Origin of the sequence: Paraburkholderia phytofirmans PsJN, assembly GCF_000020125.1 — a bacterium.
In the GTDB taxonomy this organism is placed as follows: domain Bacteria; phylum Pseudomonadota; class Gammaproteobacteria; order Burkholderiales; family Burkholderiaceae; genus Paraburkholderia; species Paraburkholderia phytofirmans.
In genome coordinates, this window is sequence record NC_010681.1 from 3,704,431 (window position 1) to 3,721,079 (window position 16,649).

The 16,649-nt window shown below is 62.7% G+C and carries 15 protein-coding genes and 1 tRNA gene; 6 read left to right on the top strand and 10 right to left on the bottom strand.

The annotated features are described in order from the left end of the window. Positions 1 to 43: 43 nt before the first annotated feature. The 8 genes from BPHYT_RS16325 to recA all read right to left on the bottom strand — a co-directional run bounded on the left by BPHYT_RS16325 (position 44) and on the right by recA (position 8,456). Complete coding sequence (locus BPHYT_RS16325) at positions 44 to 1,828, bottom strand: PglL family O-oligosaccharyltransferase (RefSeq protein ID WP_012434248.1); 1,785 nt, start codon at positions 1,826 to 1,828, stop codon at positions 44 to 46. A gap of 158 nt (positions 1,829 to 1,986) precedes the next feature. Continuing rightward, entirely contained in the window at positions 1,987 to 2,610 is a 624-nt protein-coding gene (locus tag BPHYT_RS16330) for a pilin (RefSeq protein ID WP_012434249.1), read from the bottom strand. A 143-nt stretch (positions 2,611 to 2,753) separates the two neighbouring features. Next, entirely contained in the window at positions 2,754 to 3,458 is a 705-nt protein-coding gene (locus BPHYT_RS16335) for a TerC family protein (protein WP_012434250.1), read from the bottom strand. A 144-nt stretch (positions 3,459 to 3,602) separates the two neighbouring features. Then, positions 3,603 to 4,484, bottom strand: a complete 882-nt coding sequence (sucD, locus tag BPHYT_RS16340; RefSeq protein WP_012434251.1) for a succinate--CoA ligase subunit alpha — start codon at positions 4,482 to 4,484, stop codon at positions 3,603 to 3,605. Between the two features lie 124 nt (positions 4,485 to 4,608). Further along, entirely contained in the window at positions 4,609 to 5,778 is a 1,170-nt protein-coding gene (gene sucC / locus BPHYT_RS16345) for an ADP-forming succinate--CoA ligase subunit beta (protein ID WP_012434252.1), read from the bottom strand. Next, the gene (locus BPHYT_RS16350) at positions 5,775 to 6,515 is read right to left on the bottom strand and encodes a DUF2889 domain-containing protein (RefSeq protein ID WP_012434253.1); all 741 of its coding nucleotides are present in this window, start codon (positions 6,513 to 6,515) and stop codon (positions 5,775 to 5,777) included. The genes sucC and BPHYT_RS16350 overlap by 4 nt, the downstream gene beginning before the upstream one ends. Positions 6,516 to 6,664: 149 nt before the next feature. Next, entirely contained in the window at positions 6,665 to 7,372 is a 708-nt protein-coding gene (gene recX / locus BPHYT_RS16355; protein WP_012434254.1) for a recombination regulator RecX, read from the bottom strand. 7 nt (positions 7,373 to 7,379) lie between these two features. Then, positions 7,380 to 8,456: a recombinase RecA gene (recA, locus tag BPHYT_RS16360; RefSeq protein ID WP_012434255.1), complete on the bottom strand. Its 1,077-nt coding sequence runs from the start codon at positions 8,454 to 8,456 to the stop codon at positions 7,380 to 7,382. Positions 8,457 to 8,687: 231 nt separating this feature from the next. Between recA and BPHYT_RS16365 the strand changes: the two genes are divergently transcribed. The 5 genes from BPHYT_RS16365 to BPHYT_RS16385 all read left to right on the top strand — a co-directional run bounded on the left by BPHYT_RS16365 (position 8,688) and on the right by BPHYT_RS16385 (position 13,514). Then, entirely contained in the window at positions 8,688 to 9,470 is a 783-nt protein-coding gene (locus BPHYT_RS16365) for a response regulator transcription factor (RefSeq protein ID WP_012434256.1), read from the top strand. 9 nt (positions 9,471 to 9,479) lie between these two features. Then, the gene (locus BPHYT_RS16370) at positions 9,480 to 11,027 is read left to right on the top strand and encodes a sensor histidine kinase (RefSeq protein ID WP_012434257.1); all 1,548 of its coding nucleotides are present in this window, start codon (positions 9,480 to 9,482) and stop codon (positions 11,025 to 11,027) included. 217 nt (positions 11,028 to 11,244) lie between these two features. Then, on the top strand, positions 11,245 to 12,903 hold the full coding sequence (locus BPHYT_RS16375) for an MFS transporter (RefSeq protein ID WP_012434258.1): 1,659 nt from the start codon (positions 11,245 to 11,247) through the stop codon (positions 12,901 to 12,903). Between the two features lie 89 nt (positions 12,904 to 12,992). After that, a tRNA-Met gene (locus BPHYT_RS16380) sits at positions 12,993 to 13,069 on the top strand. A 94-nt stretch (positions 13,070 to 13,163) separates the two neighbouring features. Next, positions 13,164 to 13,514, top strand: coding sequence for a hypothetical protein (locus tag BPHYT_RS16385; RefSeq protein ID WP_012434259.1), 351 nt, complete (start codon positions 13,164 to 13,166; stop codon positions 13,512 to 13,514). Positions 13,515 to 13,643: 129 nt separating this feature from the next. Here BPHYT_RS16385 and BPHYT_RS16390 read toward each other — a convergent pair whose 3' ends face one another. Further along, positions 13,644 to 14,087, bottom strand: a complete 444-nt coding sequence (locus tag BPHYT_RS16390) for a MarR family winged helix-turn-helix transcriptional regulator (protein ID WP_007180479.1) — start codon at positions 14,085 to 14,087, stop codon at positions 13,644 to 13,646. A gap of 135 nt (positions 14,088 to 14,222) precedes the next feature. Between BPHYT_RS16390 and BPHYT_RS16395 the strand changes: the two genes are divergently transcribed. Continuing rightward, entirely contained in the window at positions 14,223 to 15,761 is a 1,539-nt protein-coding gene (locus BPHYT_RS16395; RefSeq protein WP_012434260.1) for a DHA2 family efflux MFS transporter permease subunit, read from the top strand. Between the two features lie 57 nt (positions 15,762 to 15,818). On the opposite strand, the gene BPHYT_RS16400 is transcribed toward BPHYT_RS16395, so the two are convergent. Continuing rightward, entirely contained in the window at positions 15,819 to 16,496 is a 678-nt protein-coding gene (locus tag BPHYT_RS16400; RefSeq protein WP_407669194.1) for a FadR/GntR family transcriptional regulator, read from the bottom strand. Positions 16,497 to 16,649 lie beyond the last annotated feature (153 nt).

Below are 16,649 nucleotides of genomic sequence, written 5' to 3' on the forward strand. Positions count from 1 at the left end.
TTGAAGACTTGAAGCTTTGAAGCTTTGAAGCGAACGTAGCGCCTCACTCCTCGTCGCTGTCGTCGTCCTCGTTGACGTCGGCTGCTGGTATGCCGTAGCGCTTGACCAGTTCCGCCTTGAAACCGGTCAGCGTTTTCTGCTCGTCGCAAAGCTGGTACACGTAACTCAGTTGCGACGGCCAGTCCTTCAGTTCCGTGGCGAAAATTTTCAGGCGTTCGACGGTATCGAGTGCCCCGGCCTGATCGCCGCTCAACGCTTGCAACACTGCATAGCGACGCAACACGGTTTCGCCCGGCAACAACGCCATAGCCTGTTTGTGCATGGCGAGCTTGAGTGGCAGATCCGTCGAATTCATCGGCAAAAGCGTCGCCATACCATACTCGCCCCACGCCTGGAACAGGAACGACGGGTCCGCGCGATATTGCTCGGCGGGACGCTGGCCGTAGTACAGCACCTCGGCGCGCGCATAGTCGCGATACACCGGATACAGCGCGGCCAACCCGCCGAACACCACCACGGCAAAGACGCCGAACGACAGCCGGGGGGGCACGAACCGCAGCGGCCGCGTTTCCAGCAGGCCGAACACGAACATGGCCGGCAGCAGGAAGAACATGTACTGCTGCGGATATTCGACCAGCGCGTGCATGACCAGCACACCGATCAACGCAATGCCGAATACGCGAGCCGAACTTTGCGGCGCGCGCACCACGCGCACGAGCCACGTAATCAGACCGAACAGCACGATCGCCAGCCCGACCAGACCGGTCTTCGCGAGCAGGTCGATGAAAATGTCGTGCGAATTATTGGCGATCTCGACGCCGCCGAGCAACTTGGCAAACTCGTACTGATAGCTCGGAAATTCGCCCCAACCGACGCCCAGTACCGGATGCGTCTTGAACATCGTCCAGCCGTATTTCCACAGCGCGAGGCGCGGCGCGATCTGGCCAGCGTCCTGAAAACGCTCCGCCGCGGACTGTCCGAGCTCCAGGTGATAGCGAACGTTGGCCCAACGGATCAGCGCGTTGATCACGAAAAACAGCACGGCCAGCGCAATTGGAATGATCCACTCGCGATTGCCGCGGCGTACCTGCGACCGGTCGCGCATCTGCGCGAATGCCATCCAGAAACCTGCCACCACGATCACACCCATTTGCAGCCACGGCCCGCGCGACACGGTCAGCGCAAGGCCTACCGCGAAAATCGTCGACACGAGGAACCAGATGCTCACGGCGATTCGCCGCGTTTGCACGAGGAACAGCGCGCCCGCCATCGCAAACGCGATGTAGGTGGCGAGGTGGTTGGCCTGAGCCATGTTGCCGAACGGCCGGCGCTGGACCGTCACGTTATAGGCGACCACGAGCGGCGACACGCGCACTTCGAGGTGAAACAACTGAATGACCTGGCAAAACACCGCAAACAGCCCGCCGACAATCAACGCCCCCGCCGCCCAGCGCAACGCGGTCTCGTTGAGCTTGGCCCGCGTGAAGCCATAACCGGCATGAGTCGCCATGAAGGCCGCCAGCAGATAGCCGCCGCCGAGCCAGTTCATCGAAGGCTGCGAGACCGGCAATACCACCGACTGAGCCACCAGCAGCAGCCCGAACAGCAACGGCACCAGCGCGACCATCGGCGAGGCGAACGTCACGCGCGGCCTGGCGCTCGCTACCAGCAGCACGACACCCGCGCCGGTTGCCAGATACAGGGCGAGTGCCGTGAATTCAGCGTAAAAGGTCGGAATCGGATAGGTGTGGTTGACAACTGCATAAGGCAGCACCAACGCGAGAGCCAACAAACTGAAAGACAGATAGCGCGCGAAAGGGGTGGGCATCGAGGAACCGGTGGGCGTCAGCAACCGGCGCACTATACAAAAAAATTCTCCTGCTGTGCGCCGGCCCGGCTGAAATATCCCAAAAATCAGCCTTTACGTGCGGACAACTGCGACGCCGCCTCACTCGCGCGGTTATCGCGCGCTCATGTCGCATTCGCTCACGAACGGCACTCCGGTGGGGCGAGATTTGACGGCAACGTGGGCGCATCGGCGGGTGCTGGACCTGCGCCGGGCGCCGGCAGCGAGGACGCCGCTTTGCCGCCCGCGAAACATTCCCACGTGAGCGCGCCCGCCTGCACACTGCCCTTGCTCAACGCGACGCGCGCAGTCGGCGCATCCGCATTGTCGGGCACCGACGGCACGAGCGTGAGCGTGTTCGAACCAACCGCTGCGACGCGCGTCGTGAAGGCGACGGTGATCTGGCCGGTGTCGTCGTCGACCCGAATGGACTCGACGTTGCGGGTGGCGGGCGGCGACGCATAGCCGCCGCTGAACGTGTTACCGCTCGTGGCGTTTTCAGCCACCGCCAACCTTGCGGACGCCGCCAGCGAGAGCCCTTCGCCGACGCGGCTGCGAGCCAGATAGTCCTGATACGCGGGAATCGCATAAGCGGCGATCACGCCGACGATAGCCAGCACGATCATCAGTTCGATCAGCGTGAAACCGAAGCCGAGGCGTCGGCAGGCCCGCGCGAGCCGCGCTGACCAGCCAGCCCGGCAAGATCGTGAGCGCGTGGCCAGCGAGGACTGGGAGTAAGGGGAATAAGGCAAAGTGAAGATCATCGGCAGGCTCCTGAAACGAAAACGCCTGCCCCACGGATCGGGAACAGGCGTATCAATCGTAGCCACCGGTGTTCGTGTCAGACAGTCAGCCGAATGGCTAACGTTGCAGCGTAGTTCGACTCATGTCGACACCGAAGCGCGTCTCAAGCCGCCGCGCGATGGGCGTTGCGGCGCTTGAGCAGATAGCCGAGGACGACGACGAACAACGCCCCCGCGATGCTCATGCCGTATTCGGCCAATGGCGTATCGAGGATCGGCCAACGATCGCCTGCCGGGTCGTTGATGATCAGCCCGCCCGCGATCCAGCCAAGCAGCCCGGCGCCGAGCGTGATGACGATCGGGAAGCGGTCAAGCAGCTTGAGAACCAGCTGGCTGCCCCACACGATCAACGGAATGCTCACCACCAGCCCGAAAATCACCAGCGCGAGACGGTGCTCCGGATCGGCGGCCTCAGCCGCGCCCGCGATCGCGATCACGTTGTCGAGGCTCATCACCGCGTCCGCGACAATGATGGTCTTGATCGCCGACATCAGCTTGTCGGCCGGCTTGACGTTCTCATGCGGGTCGTGCGCCGGCGCCATCAGACGCACGCCGATCCACAGCAGCAACAGTCCGCCCGCGAACTTGAGCAGCGGCACATCGAGCAGCGCGACCGCGAACGCGATCAACGCCACGCGCAGCACGATCGCGCCTGCCGTGCCCCACAGCACGCCTTTCGTGCGTTGGGCCGGCGGTAAATTGCGGCAGGCCAGCGCGATCACGACCGCGTTATCGCCACCCAGCAGAATGTCGATGACGATGATCTGGATGACGGCGCCCCAGTGAAGCGTGGCGAAGAACTCGAGCATGATTGAAAGAATAAGAAGAAATACGGCGAGCGGCCAATAAAAAAGCGGAGGAGTCTACACTCCCCCGCTTTTTGAACCGCATGCTCACGAAAGGACTTCGTAAGCGTATCAAAAAACGCGCCGTGACAGCGCGCGAATTTCGACTTACAGCATTGCCTTCAGAAGACGCGCCATTTCCGACGGGTTCTTCGTGACCTTGATGCCGCACGCGTCCATGATTTCCAGCTTCGCTTCAGCGGTGTCAGCACCGCCCGAGATCAGCGCGCCGGCGTGGCCCATGCGCTTGCCCGGCGGCGCCGTGACGCCGGCGATGAAGCCGACCACCGGCTTCTTCATGTTGTCCTTGATCCACTCAGCCGCGTTGGCTTCGTCCGGACCGCCGATCTCGCCGATCATGATGACGGCGTCCGTTTCCGGATCGTCGTTGAACATCTTCATCACGTCGATGTGCTTCAGACCGTTGATCGGGTCGCCGCCGATACCGACTGCCGACGACTGGCCGAGACCGATCGCCGTCAATTGGCCGACTGCTTCGTACGTCAGCGTGCCCGAACGCGACACGACGCCGATGCGGCCCTTGCGGTGGATGTGACCCGGCATGATGCCGATCTTCAGTTCGTCCGGCGTGATCGTGCCCGGGCAGTTCGGTCCGAGCAGCAGCGTTTTGCTGTTCTTTGCGCGCATGCGTGCCTTGAGCTCGATCATGTCACGGACAGGAATGCCTTCCGTGATACAGATCGCCAGATCCAGATCGGCCTCGACGGCTTCCCAGATCGCAGCCGCAGCGCCTGCCGGCGGCACGTAAATCACCGACACGGTCGCGCCCGTTTCAGCCTTGGCTTCAGCGACGCTAGCGTAGATAGGAATGCCTTCGAAGTCTTCGCCGGCACGCTTCGGGTTCACACCCGCAACGTACGCTTCGCGGCCGTTTGCATATTCACGGCAAGCACGCGTGTGGAACTGACCGGTCTTGCCGGTGATGCCCTGCGTGATGACCTTGGTGTCTTTGTTAATCAGAATCGACATGTATTGACCTCTGTTCGTTTGGCGTCATGCGGCGGCGCCGCGAGGCGGAATGTTCTCGCCCGCAGCGCGTGCACGCCGCCATTCGTAATCCTGGTTAATCCTGGAAAAAGCGGCTACGGGAGGCTTACGCCTTGCCCGCAGCGGCCGCGACGACCTTCTGAGCCGCTTCTTCCATGCTGTCCGCCGCGATGATCGGCAGACCGGATTCAGCGAGCATCTTCTTGCCGAGGTCTTCGTTCGTGCCCTTCATGCGGACCACGAGCGGCACCTTCAGCGAGACGGCCTTCGACGCCGCGATCACGCCTTCCGCGATCACGTCGCAGCGCATGATGCCGCCGAAAATGTTGACCAGAATCGCGGTCAGGTTCGGGTTCTTCAGCATGATCTTGAACGCTTCCGTGACCTTCTCGGTCGTGGCGCCACCGCCCACGTCCAGGAAGTTCGCCGGTTCGCCGCCGAACAGCTTGATGGTGTCCATCGTTGCCATTGCGAGGCCAGCGCCGTTCACGAGGCAGCCGATGTTGCCGTCGAGCGAGATGTACGCGAGGTCGAACTTCGAGGCTTCGACTTCAGCCGGATCTTCTTCGTCCAGATCGCGATACGCGACGATTTCCGGGTGACGGAACAGGGCGTTCGAATCGAAGTTGAACTTGGCGTCCAGCGCGATGACCTTGCCGTCGCCGGTCAGGATCAGCGGGTTGATTTCGGCCAGCGATGCGTCGGTTTCCCAGAATGCCTTGTACAGGCCTTGCAGGATCGCGCGCGCTTGCGGCAGCGAAGCGGCGGGCACGCCGATCTTCGTGGCCAGTTCGTCGGCTTCAGCGTCTTTCAGACCGGTTGCCGGGTCGACGGCGATCTTGTGGATCAGCTCGGGCGTCTTTTCCGCGACTTCTTCGACGTCCATGCCGCCTTCGCTCGATGCCATCACGACGATCTTCTGCGAGACGCGATCGATCACGAGGCCGACATACAGTTCCTTCTTGATGTCAGCGCCTTCTTCGATCAGCAGGCGATTCACCTTCTGGCCTTCCGGACCGGTCTGGTGCGTGACGAGCTGCATGCCGAGGATCTGTTCCGAGTACTCGCGAACCTGATCCAGCGACTTGGCGACCTTCACGCCGCCGCCCTTGCCACGGCCACCCGCGTGGATCTGAGCCTTCACGACCCATACCGGGCCGCCGAGCTCTTCCGCGGCCTTGACCGCATCATCCACCGAGAAGACCGGCTTGCCGCGCGGTACCGCGACGCCGAATTTCCGCAGGATTTCCTTACCCTGGTACTCGTGAATCTTCATGCGTGATTCCCTTCAGTCTGAGAGTTGGATTGAACTTCGTTTCCGCTGCCGTCGTTCATGCCGGACGCGTTGCCGCCCTCGCCTGTCTGGCGGACTGCCCCGTCGCCTGACGATGCCGCGCGATCCGCTGTATACGGAGCGCGGCCATACCAGCGCGGATAAAACTGCTGCACCGCCTCGCCGTCGAAACGCAGCGCGTGGCAGCGTCCCAGCTGGAATGGCGGTTTATCGTTGGAATGCTCGCCTGTGCTGTTAGACGATCCGTCTCCTGAACCTGCGTTCGCGCCCGGCGTGCTGTCACCGGTACTCCAGACTTCACCCGCGAATGCCTGAATCGCAGCGGTCGGCAGGATCGCGCACAGCTCGGTGAGATGCGTGCAACCTGCCGTGCCGCCGAGCAAACGGGCAGACTCACGACGGAAGTTTTGACGGAGATTGAGCCCGATAAGGGCACGGTAGGCGGGATTGCTGGCTTGGCACAAACCTGGATAGGGCACCCAGTCGGACGACGCCTCGGCGTCGACGACATTGAGCTTGCGATCGATGGTGATGCGAAGCCAGAGTTCATGGATCGGCTGACCATTGGGCCGGACGCCCGACGCAAGCATCACGTCACGCGGTTTTTCGTCAGTCAAGCACGCTTCCACATCCCACAGGCCATCGGCTCGCTCATAGGCTTCCGCTCTGATTGCGCGACGATGGCGCAACTGACGGGACACGGGCTGGGAGAGCGGCATGCGGGAAGGAAAGGCCGGATTGGAAAACCCACGAATTTTAGCATACTGGGTATTTGGGACAGGTCGGATCGCGCATGGCCGCGCCGTGCGTGGCTGGGAGCAGAACGCTATGTCCCAAAGGGTTTGTAGGCGAACGGCGGACGACGCGGCTACTCGCCGCTCCACTCCTCGTCGATTCCCTTGAGGATTTTGCCGATCGTGGCGCCTGAAAATCCGCGCGAGGCGAGAAAGCGCTGCTGTTTCGCCCGTTCGGCGGGTGTTTCGGGAAGGCGGCCGAACTTCTTTTGCCAAACGGCATGCGCGCGGGCGAGTTCGGTTTCGCGCAATTGCGCGCTGGCCTCTTCGACGAGCGTCTGGTCGACCGAATGCTGCTTTAATTCGCCGACGATCCGGCTCGCGCCCAATCGCGACGAGCGGCGATGGATCAGGCTTTCGGCAAAGCGCGAATCGGACAGCCAGTTTTCGGCTTCCAGTGAGTCGAGCACAGTGTCGAGCGAATCGGTTTCCTCGACGAACGGCTTCAGCTTGCGTGCCAGTTCGGTGCGGCTGTATTCGCGGCGGGATAGATAGCCCAGCGCGCGGCCTTTTAAAGACCGTGCCGGACGTTTGGACTGTTTGGCTTCGTCTTGCCCGAGTTTCGCCTCGCCAGGAACGCGGCGTGAGCGGGTGTAGGTGGTTTCCGAGGAATCCGAGCCTACGGGCGATGGGGATTCAAACTGCGCGCGCTGCGGATTGCGGCCCGCAGCGCGGTCGTGTGCGTCGAACGATTCGAATGGATCGAACGACTCGTCGTCTTCATCACGCGGGCCGTCCGCGTGGCGTCCGGAATCGGACAACGGCCGGCCCTTGCGTATCACGTGATGGTTACTCTTCTTCGTCCGCGACTTCAGCGGCTGCGCCGGTCACGGCTTCAGCCATGGCATTCACGCCCAGCGATTCACGGATACGGTTTTCGATCTCGCGAGCAATATCCGGATTTTCGCGCAGGAATTCACGCGCGTTGTCCTTACCCTGACCGATACGTTCGCCGCTGTAGCTGTACCACGCGCCGGCCTTGTCGACGATCTTGGCCTGCACGCCCAGATCGATGATTTCGCCCTGACGCGAAATGCCTTCGCCGTAAAGAATGTCGAAAATCGCTTCGCGGAACGGCGGAGCCACCTTGTTCTTCACCACCTTCACGCGCGTTTCGTTGCCGATCACTTCGTCGTTCTTCTTGATCGAACCGATACGGCGAATGTCCAGACGCACCGACGCGTAGAACTTCAGCGCGTTACCACCCGTGGTGGTTTCCGGATTGCCGAACATCACGCCGATCTTCATGCGGATCTGGTTGATGAAGATCACGAGACAGTTCGTGCGCTTGATCGTGCCGGTGAGCTTGCGCAGCGCTTGCGACATCAGACGCGCTTGCAGACCCGGCAGCGAGTCGCCCATTTCGCCTTCGATTTCAGCCTTCGGCACGAGTGCCGCGACCGAGTCGATCACGATCATGTCGATCGAGCCCGAGCGCACGAGTGCGTCGGCAATTTCAAGCGCCTGTTCACCGGTATCCGGCTGCGAAACCAGCAACTCGTTCACGTTCACGCCGAGCTTGCCCGCGTACTGGATGTCCAGCGCGTGTTCCGCGTCGATAAACGCTGCCGTGCCGCCGAGCTTCTGCATTTCGGCGACGACCTGCAACGTCAGCGTGGTTTTACCGGACGATTCCGGGCCATAAATTTCGACCACACGGCCACGCGGCAAACCGCCGACGCCCAGAGCGATGTCGAGGCCGAGCGATCCGGTTGAGACCACCTGGATGTCTTCGACCGCCTCACCTGCGCCGAGCCGCATGACCGACCCTTTGCCGAACTGCTTTTCGATCTGTGCGAGTGCGGCAGCGAGTGCCTTGCTCTTTTCAGCCGTCAGTCCAGCCGAGCCTTTCTTGCTTTCTTCCATGAATCGTCCTTTGCTATGATGAACGGCGTCTGAGGCAGATGTGCAGCCCACTTTGAAAGGACAGCACACGAAACCCAGACACTGTATAAAAAAACAGTAGTTTTGGCAAGCACGATTCTCATGCGAACGCGCATTTTTACCGTCGCGCTGCCCAACTACCCACAATAATTTTCGGAGACCGCTGTGCGCCGGGGGACACCCACGGTGCCGGCAAGGCCAGGCTGGCGCACCATGCGAATTCTGATTGCCGAAGACGACAGCATACTCGCGGACGGTCTGGTTCGATCACTCCGCCAATCGGCCTATGCCGTCGATCACGTGAAGAGCGGCGTCGAGGCCGATACCGCGCTGTCCATGCAATCTTTCGACCTGCTGATTCTCGATCTGGGCCTGCCGCGCATGTCCGGCCTCGAGGTGCTGCGGCGCCTGCGCGCGCGCAATTCCACCCTGCCGGTGCTGATCCTGACCGCCGCGGACAGCGTCGATGAACGCGTCAAGGGTCTCGACCTCGGCGCCGACGACTACATGGCCAAACCCTTCGCGCTGAACGAACTCGAAGCACGCGTGCGCGCCCTGACGCGGCGCGGCGCGGGCGGCGGCCCGACGGTCGTGCGGCACGGCTCGCTGTCGTTCGACCAGGTCGGCCGGATCGCCTATGTCAACGAGCAGGTGATCGACCTGTCGGCGCGCGAACTGGGTTTGCTCGAAGTACTGTTGCAACGGATCGGCCGGCTGGTATCGAAGGAACAACTCGTCGATCACCTGTGCGAATGGGGCGAGGAAGTCAGCAATAACGCGATCGAGGTCTACGTGCATCGCCTGCGCAAGAAAATCGAGCCGAGCGGCGTGCGTATCATCACCGTGCGCGGTCTGGGTTATTGCCTTGAGAAAGCGGCGTCGCCGGCGAGCGTAAGCGCGAGCACGAACGCCATGACCACGCCCCCGCCCGCCGAGCCCGAACCGCCCGGCTCGCCGCCGTCCGGCGCGATGCCGGCAAGCCATCACTACAAATAGAAGACGCCCATGTCCGCACGCGCAGACCGCGCTACGGCGCACGCGGCGGACCTCGACGAGGCGCGCGACGAGCGCTACGCCAATCCGTTCGCCCCGCCAGACGAAACCGAAGCCGCCGCCCAGGCCCGCCCGCGCTCGCTGTTCGGCGAGATTCTCGACTGGATGCTGGCGCCGCTGCTGCTGCTTTGGCCGATGAGTCTCGCGGTCACCTATCTGGTCGCCAAGTCGATCGCGAACGGCCCGTTCGACCGTGCCCTGGAAACCGATGCTTACGTGCTGGCCCGCCAGATTCATCCGGTGAACGGCGTGGCGGAACTGACACTGCCCGACTCCACGCGCGACTTTCTGCGCGCGGACAACGTGGACAGCGTGTTTTACCAGGTGCTCGGCACGCGCGGCGAACTGGTGGGCGGCGAGCGCGACATGCCGCTGCCGCACGAGGAAGACCGCCCGCAGCCGGGCCTCGTCGAATTTCGTGACGACGTGCTGCGCGGCAACGATATCCGCGTCGCCTACACGACCGTCGAGTTTCCGCAGACGCCCGGCGCGCAACCCGTGCTGGTGCAGGTCGCCGAAACGCTCGACAAGCGCAGCCAGCTCGCCAACGACATCATCAAAGGCGTGATCCTGCCGCAGTTCGTGATTCTGCCGCTCGCGATCCTGCTGGTGTGGTTCGGACTCTCGCGCGGCCTCGCGCCGCTGCACGCGCTGCAAGCGCATATCCGCGCGCGCCGTCCGGACGACCTGTCGCCGCTCGAGGCGCGCCGCGCGCCGCCGGAAATCGAGCCGCTCGTGACCTCGTTCAACGATCTGCTGACACGTCTCGAACAGAACATGGAGCTGCAAAAGCGCTTTATCGCGGACGCCGCGCATCAGATGAAAACGCCGCTTGCCGGCCTGCGCACGCAGGCCGAGCTGGCGCTGCGCCAGGACGTCTCGGCGGAAGTGCATCGCTCGCTCGAGCAGATCGCCACCAGTTCGGAGCATGCCGCGCGGCTCGTCACGCAACTGCTCGCGCTGGCGCGCGCGGAGAACCGCATGTCGGGCCAGATTTTCACGCCGGTCGAAGTGACGGAGGTCGCGCGCAACGCAGTGCGCGACTGGGTCCAGGCAGCGCTCGCCAAGCAGATGGATCTGGGCTACGAAGCGCCTGAAGAACCCGTCGAAGTGGACGGCAATCCGGTCATGCTGCGCGAAATGCTGTCCAACCTGATCGACAACGCCATCCGCTATACGCCGCCGGGCGGCCGCATCACCGTCCGAGTGCGACATGACGCGGCAGCGCGGCTCGTGCACCTGGAAGTCGAGGACACCGGCCTCGGCATTCCGGTCGCCGAGCGCTCGCGGGTGATCGAGCGCTTCTACCGGATTCTCGGCCGCGAAGGTGACGGCAGCGGCCTCGGACTTGCGATCGTCCGCGAGATCGCGACCATGCACGGCGGCGAGCTGACAATCGACGACAATGTCTATCAAACTTCGCCGCGGCTTGCCGGCACGCTCGTACGCGTCAGTTTGCATGTACATGAACGGGCCGGGACTTACCCTAACGCGCCTTGAAAGCTCCGGCTCGTCGACTCACTTTTTCGACACGTTGAGCGAGAATTAGCCAGATTTGCCGACCGATAGGCGCATGTTTGGCGAAAACCCACAGCGCAGCCCATGCTGCAATTTCACCCCGCCACGTCAGTACGCCGTAAGTTTCCACTCCAATAATCCGTTTCACGGGAACGCCATTACCGGCGAACCGCGTGCATATCAATATTGGAGACGACATATGGCTACCGTTGGCGGGCAAATCTCGCACGTGCCGATGACGCGCGAAGAGAAGCGGGTGATCTTCGCATCGTCGCTGGGTACGGTTTTCGAGTGGTACGACTTCTATCTGGCCGGCTCGCTGGCGGCCTTCATCAGCAAGAGCTTCTTCTCCGGCGTCAATCCGACAGCCGCCTTCATCTTCACGCTGCTGAGCTTCGCGGCCGGCTTCGCGGTCCGGCCGTTCGGCGCGATCGTGTTCGGGCGGCTCGGCGATATGGTCGGGCGCAAGTACACGTTCCTCGTGACGATCGTGATCATGGGCCTGTCGACGTTCCTGGTCGGCTTCCTGCCGGGCTATGCGTCGATCGGCTTCGCGTCGCCCGTGATCTTCATTGCGATGCGGATGCTGCAAGGCCTCGCGCTCGGCGGCGAGTACGGCGGCGCTGCCACCTATGTGGCCGAACACGCGCCGGCGGGACGCCGCGGCTTCTATACGGCCTGGATCCAGACGACCGCCACGCTCGGCCTGTTCCTGTCGCTGCTGGTGATTCTCGGCGTGCGCACCGCAATGGGTGAGGACGCGTTCGGCGACTGGGGCTGGCGCATTCCGTTCATCGTCTCGATCCTTCTGCTGGCCGTGTCGGTGTGGATTCGTCTGCAACTGCACGAATCGCCGGTGTTCGAGCGCATCAAGTCCGAAGGCAAGACCTCCAAGGCGCCGCTGACTGAAGCCTTCGGCCAGTGGAAGAACCTGAAGATCGTGATTCTCGCGCTGATCGGCCTTACCGCCGGCCAGGCCGTGGTCTGGTACACGGGCCAGTTCTACACGCTGTTCTTCCTGACGCAGACGCTGAAGGTAGACGGCAGCAGCGCCAACATCATGATCGCGATCGCGCTCCTGATCGGCACGCCGTTCTTCCTGTTCTTCGGCTCGCTGTCGGATCGTATCGGCCGCAAGCCGATCATCATGGCCGGCCTGCTGATCGCCGCATGCACGTACTTCCCGCTGTTCAAGGCGCTGGCGCACTACACGAACCCGGCACTGGAAGCGGCGACCGCGAAAGCGCCGATCGTCGTGATCGCGAATCCGGACGAGTGCTCGTTCCAGTTCAACCCGGTCGGCACCGCGAAGTTCACGAGCTCCTGCGACATTGCCAAGAGTGCGCTTTCGAAGGCCGGCTTGAACTACGAGAACGTCGCCGCGCCGGCGGGCACGCTGGCGCAGATCAAGGTCGGCGATACGGTGATCAACACGTATGACGGCAAGGCCGCGGACGCCAAGGATCAAGGCAAAGCGTTCGACAAGACCCTTGCGACGACGCTGAAGACCGCCGGTTACGCGCCGAAGGCCGATCCCACGCAGATCAACTGGCCAATGACCGTGGTGATACTGACGATCATGATGATCTACGTGACGATGGTCTACGGCCCGATCGCGGCGATGCTGGTGGAGATGTTCCCGACGCGCATCCGCTATACCTCGATGTCGCTGCCGTATCACATCGGCAATGGCTGGTTCGGCGGCTTCCTGCCGGCCACCGCCTTCGCGATCGTGGCGGCGAAGGGCAATATCTTTTCGGGGCTGTGGTATCCGATCGTGATCGCGCTCGTCACCTTTGTGATCGGCATGCTGTTTGTCCGGGAGACCAAGGACTCGGACATCTATGCGAAGGATTGACGCGTCTGATGCACGAAACGGCTTCTTGAAAAAGTTGTGCGCCGGGGGTTGACAGTCTCCGGCGCCGTCCGCATAATCTCGCTTCTTTCGGCGAATTAGCTCAGTTGGTTAGAGCGACGGAATCATAATCCGCAGGTCCGGGGTTCGAGTCCCTGATTCGCCACCAGTTGCAAGAAAAAGCCGCTGATCCGCAAGGTTCAGCGGCTTTTTTGTTTTGGCTTTCCGAACTGCAACTACAGCAACTTCAAGGAGGTTTCTTGATGACGTTCCGCACCGCCGCGCTCGCCGTGGCTACCGCTTCGATCGCGTTTCTCAGCGGCACTGCCGCAGGCGCCGCACAGGCTCAGACATCGCCCGACAGTCAGTGGCGCACCAGCGCGACCACACTATCCACGCTGCTCCAGGACGGCTACAAGATCGTCGCCGTCGTGAACGGCGCTCATGGCAGTGCGGGACCGGCCGACACGATTTTCGTCCAGCGCGATCAAAGCGCTTTCAAATGTATCGACCCGCAGCAGACCGATGCAAAAACGAGAACATCCGTCGCGCCGCCGGCATGTTTCGAGCTGGTGCCGCCGTCGGGAGCGTCGGGGACGCCGGAGTCGAAGTAGTCGACACGCGACGCGCCGAAGCGCGCCGTCATCCGCACGCGCTGCGCCGACCTTCAGACTGTGAAGCTACGGCTTGAGGCCGACGCCGGCGCAGTCAACACCCCCGCTCAGCCAGCCGCGCGCCTCTCGTCACCGATCCACCAACCGGCTCAGATTGCCGCGCACCCGCTGCAGCAAGGCGATCAACTGCTTCGCTTCCTCATCGGTGAAGCCATTAAGCGCTTCGAGCGCGACTTCGTCGCCGACCTTGCGCGCCTTGCCGAGCGTGCGCTCAGCCTTCGGCGTCATGTGCACCTGGCGCTCGCGGCGGTCCTGCGGATTGGCCGTCCGCTCGATCCAGCCACCCTCTTCCATCCGATCCAGCAGGCGACCCGCCGAGATCGGCGCGACCTCGAGCAAGTCCGCGAGCCGCGCCTGATTGGTGTCGCCGTAGTGCGCGAGATAGGCCAGCACGCGGCACTGCGCGCGCGTCAAGTCGACCGACGACTTCGCGAGGTCGTCGAACCGCTTGCCTGTCAGGCGGCCGACGTCGGAAATCAGAAAGCCGAAGCGCTCATCGAGTTGGGTTTTCATGCGCGAATTATACGAAAGGCCTTCGTTTTTCAGCGTTGAACGGGCGTAATTCAGGCTCCGCATAATTCCCGATGGCCGGCGCGCGCGCAACCGATATACTAAGCATGCTTACTATATCGACGACCCCGCTCATTCATGTCTTCCGACACTCCGGCGGCCAACGCCGCCGCGCCGCTCAACCGCCCGATGATCACCGTCTCGATCATGCTGGCGACGTTGATCCAGACGCTCGACAGCACGATCGCCAACGTGGCGCTGCCGCATATGCAGGGCACGCTGTCCGCGTCGCAGGATGAAATCACGTGGGTGCTGACCTCGTACATCGTCGCCGCCGCGATCGCCACGCCGCTCACCGGCTGGCTGTCCGACCGGCTGAGCGTCAAGCGTCTGCTGATTTTCGCGATCGGCGGTTTCACGGTGTCGTCGGCGCTGTGCGGTTTGTCTGAGACGCTCACGCAGATCGTCGCGTCGCGTTTGCTGCAGGGGATTTTCGGCGCGTCGCTCGTGCCGCTGTCGCAGTCAATCCTGCTCGACATCAACCCGCGCGAGAAGCAGGGGCAGGCCATGGCCGTGTGGGGCATGGGCGTGATGGTCGGACCGATTCTCGGGCCGACGCTCGGCGGCTGGCTCACAGACAGCTACAACTGGCGCTGGGTGTTTTTCATCAACGTGCCGATCGGCGCGTTCGCGCTGTTCGGCGTGGCGACCTTCCTGCCCGCGCGCGAACCGAAACACGACGCGAAGTTCGACGCCTTCGGCTTCGCCACGCTGGGTCTCGCCATCGGCGCATTGCAGGCCATGCTCGATCGCGGCGAGCAACTCGACTGGTTCGGCTCGAACGAAATCGTTGTCGAGGCGCTGCTCGCGGCGATCAGCTTTGCGTTTTTCCTCGTGCACACGGCCACGGTCGGCAAGAAATCGTTTTTCAAATACGAGTTGCTGAAGGATCCGAACTTCGCCACGGGGACGTTTTTCATCTTCGTGATCGGCGCGGTAATGTACGCGACGCGCGCGTTGCTGCCGCCCATGCTGCAGAACCTGATGAACTATCCGGTCGCGACCACCGGCCTCGTCACTGCGCCGAGCGGCGCGGGCACGATGGTCGCCATGCTGTTCGCCGGGCGCCTGCTGAAGCGGATCGACGCGCGGCTTCTGCTGCTGGCGGGCTTTCTGATCTCGGCGTTCGCGCTCTGGCAGATGATGCATTACACGATCGTGCTGTCGGCGCCGGACATTGTCTGGCCCGGCGTGATTCAGGGCTTCGGGCTTGGGCTCGTGTTCGTGCCGCTGAGCGCGCTGACCTTCTCGACGCTCACGCCGGAACTGCGCGCGGATGGCACCGCGACGTACAGCCTGATGCGCAATATCGGCAGCAGTATCGGCATTTCGATCGTGCAAACGCTGATGACGCGCAACACGCAGGTCTCGCATGCGGACCTCGTGGCCAACATCACGCCCTTCAATCCCGCCGTCCAGCCGATGCTCAACAACGGCTCGAATTACGACATGGCCGCGCTGAACGCGTCGATCACGCAGCAGGCATCGATGATCGCGTATCTGAACGACTTCAAGCTGATGTTCATGGCGACGCTGCTGGTTATTCCGCTTCTGCTGTTGATCCGCCCCGCGCATAAGGCGGCGGACGCCTCGGTGGCGCATGCCGCGATGGATTGAGGCGCAGCGCTGACCCGGATAGTCGCCGTCGCAGCGAGCTGCGCGCGACGCCCGCGTCTAAGCTTCGATCCGCCCGCGCGTCACACCCAACAGTGCCGCCATCGCCGCCCGCGCCGCCGCTGCGTCGCGATCGCGAATCGCTTCGAACACCGCCGTATGCTCGGCCAGCGACGCGTTGAACACCTCCGCGCGTTTTGCATTCAGGCGCAGTTGCGCTTCGAGCGTGCGCTCGATCAGCGTGCCGAGGGGAATCAGCAATTCGTTGCTGCACGCGGTCAGCACGCTCAAATGGAACCGCAGATCGGCACGTACCCATTCGTCGACATTGCGCGCCGTCACCATCGCTTCGTGCGACGCGGCGAGCGCGCAGAAAGTGTCGTCTGTATAGGAAGCCGCCGCCAGACTCGCGGCATACGGCTCGATCATCTCGCGCATTTCCTGCAGCTTGAGCGCGAAAGCCATCGGCTCGGCGACCCGCGAGTACCAGTCGAGCACGTCGACATCGAGCAGATTCCACGCGCGTCTCGGACGCACGCGCGTTCCCACGCGCGGACGCGATTCGATCAGGCCTTTCGAAGTCAACGTGCGCAACGCCTCGCGCAACACTGTGCGGCTTACGCCGAACGTTTCCATCAACTCCGCTTCGCGCGGCAGGATCGAATCGGGCGCATAGTCGCCGCGCAGAATCGCGGTCGCCAGCTGATGGGCGACACGCCCATGCAGATCGTGCTGAATAGCTTTCTCCTGGCGGCCTTTCGGCGCTATTGATAGGGGAACCGAGCCCGGAACGAGGGCGATTATCCGGCATCTCCACCGTGAGATGACTGCTTCGACAACGCCATGCTCAGATACGGGTTTTGCCAATATTTGGCCAATAATACTATTAAT

Coding starts and splice junctions, on each gene's coding strand:
- BPHYT_RS16385 (WP_012434259.1), top strand. CDS start 13,164: ATGACGTTCCGCACCGCCGCGCTCGCCGTGGCTACCGCTTCGATCGCG.
- BPHYT_RS16330 (WP_012434249.1), bottom strand. CDS start 2,610: ATGATCTTCACTTTGCCTTATTCCCCTTACTCCCAGTCCTCGCTGGCC.
- BPHYT_RS16390 (WP_007180479.1), bottom strand. CDS start 14,087: ATGAAAACCCAACTCGATGAGCGCTTCGGCTTTCTGATTTCCGACGTC.
- sucD (WP_012434251.1), bottom strand. CDS start 4,484: ATGTCGATTCTGATTAACAAAGACACCAAGGTCATCACGCAGGGCATC.
- BPHYT_RS16375 (WP_012434258.1), top strand. CDS start 11,245: ATGGCTACCGTTGGCGGGCAAATCTCGCACGTGCCGATGACGCGCGAA.
- BPHYT_RS16335 (WP_012434250.1), bottom strand. CDS start 3,458: ATGCTCGAGTTCTTCGCCACGCTTCACTGGGGCGCCGTCATCCAGATC.
- sucC (WP_012434252.1), bottom strand. CDS start 5,778: ATGAAGATTCACGAGTACCAGGGTAAGGAAATCCTGCGGAAATTCGGC.
- BPHYT_RS16395 (WP_012434260.1), top strand. CDS start 14,223: ATGTCTTCCGACACTCCGGCGGCCAACGCCGCCGCGCCGCTCAACCGC.
- BPHYT_RS16350 (WP_012434253.1), bottom strand. CDS start 6,515: ATGCCGCTCTCCCAGCCCGTGTCCCGTCAGTTGCGCCATCGTCGCGCA.
- BPHYT_RS16365 (WP_012434256.1), top strand. CDS start 8,688: ATGCGAATTCTGATTGCCGAAGACGACAGCATACTCGCGGACGGTCTG.
- BPHYT_RS16325 (WP_012434248.1), bottom strand. CDS start 1,828: ATGCCCACCCCTTTCGCGCGCTATCTGTCTTTCAGTTTGTTGGCTCTC.
- BPHYT_RS16370 (WP_012434257.1), top strand. CDS start 9,480: ATGTCCGCACGCGCAGACCGCGCTACGGCGCACGCGGCGGACCTCGAC.
- recA (WP_012434255.1), bottom strand. CDS start 8,456: ATGGAAGAAAGCAAGAAAGGCTCGGCTGGACTGACGGCTGAAAAGAGC.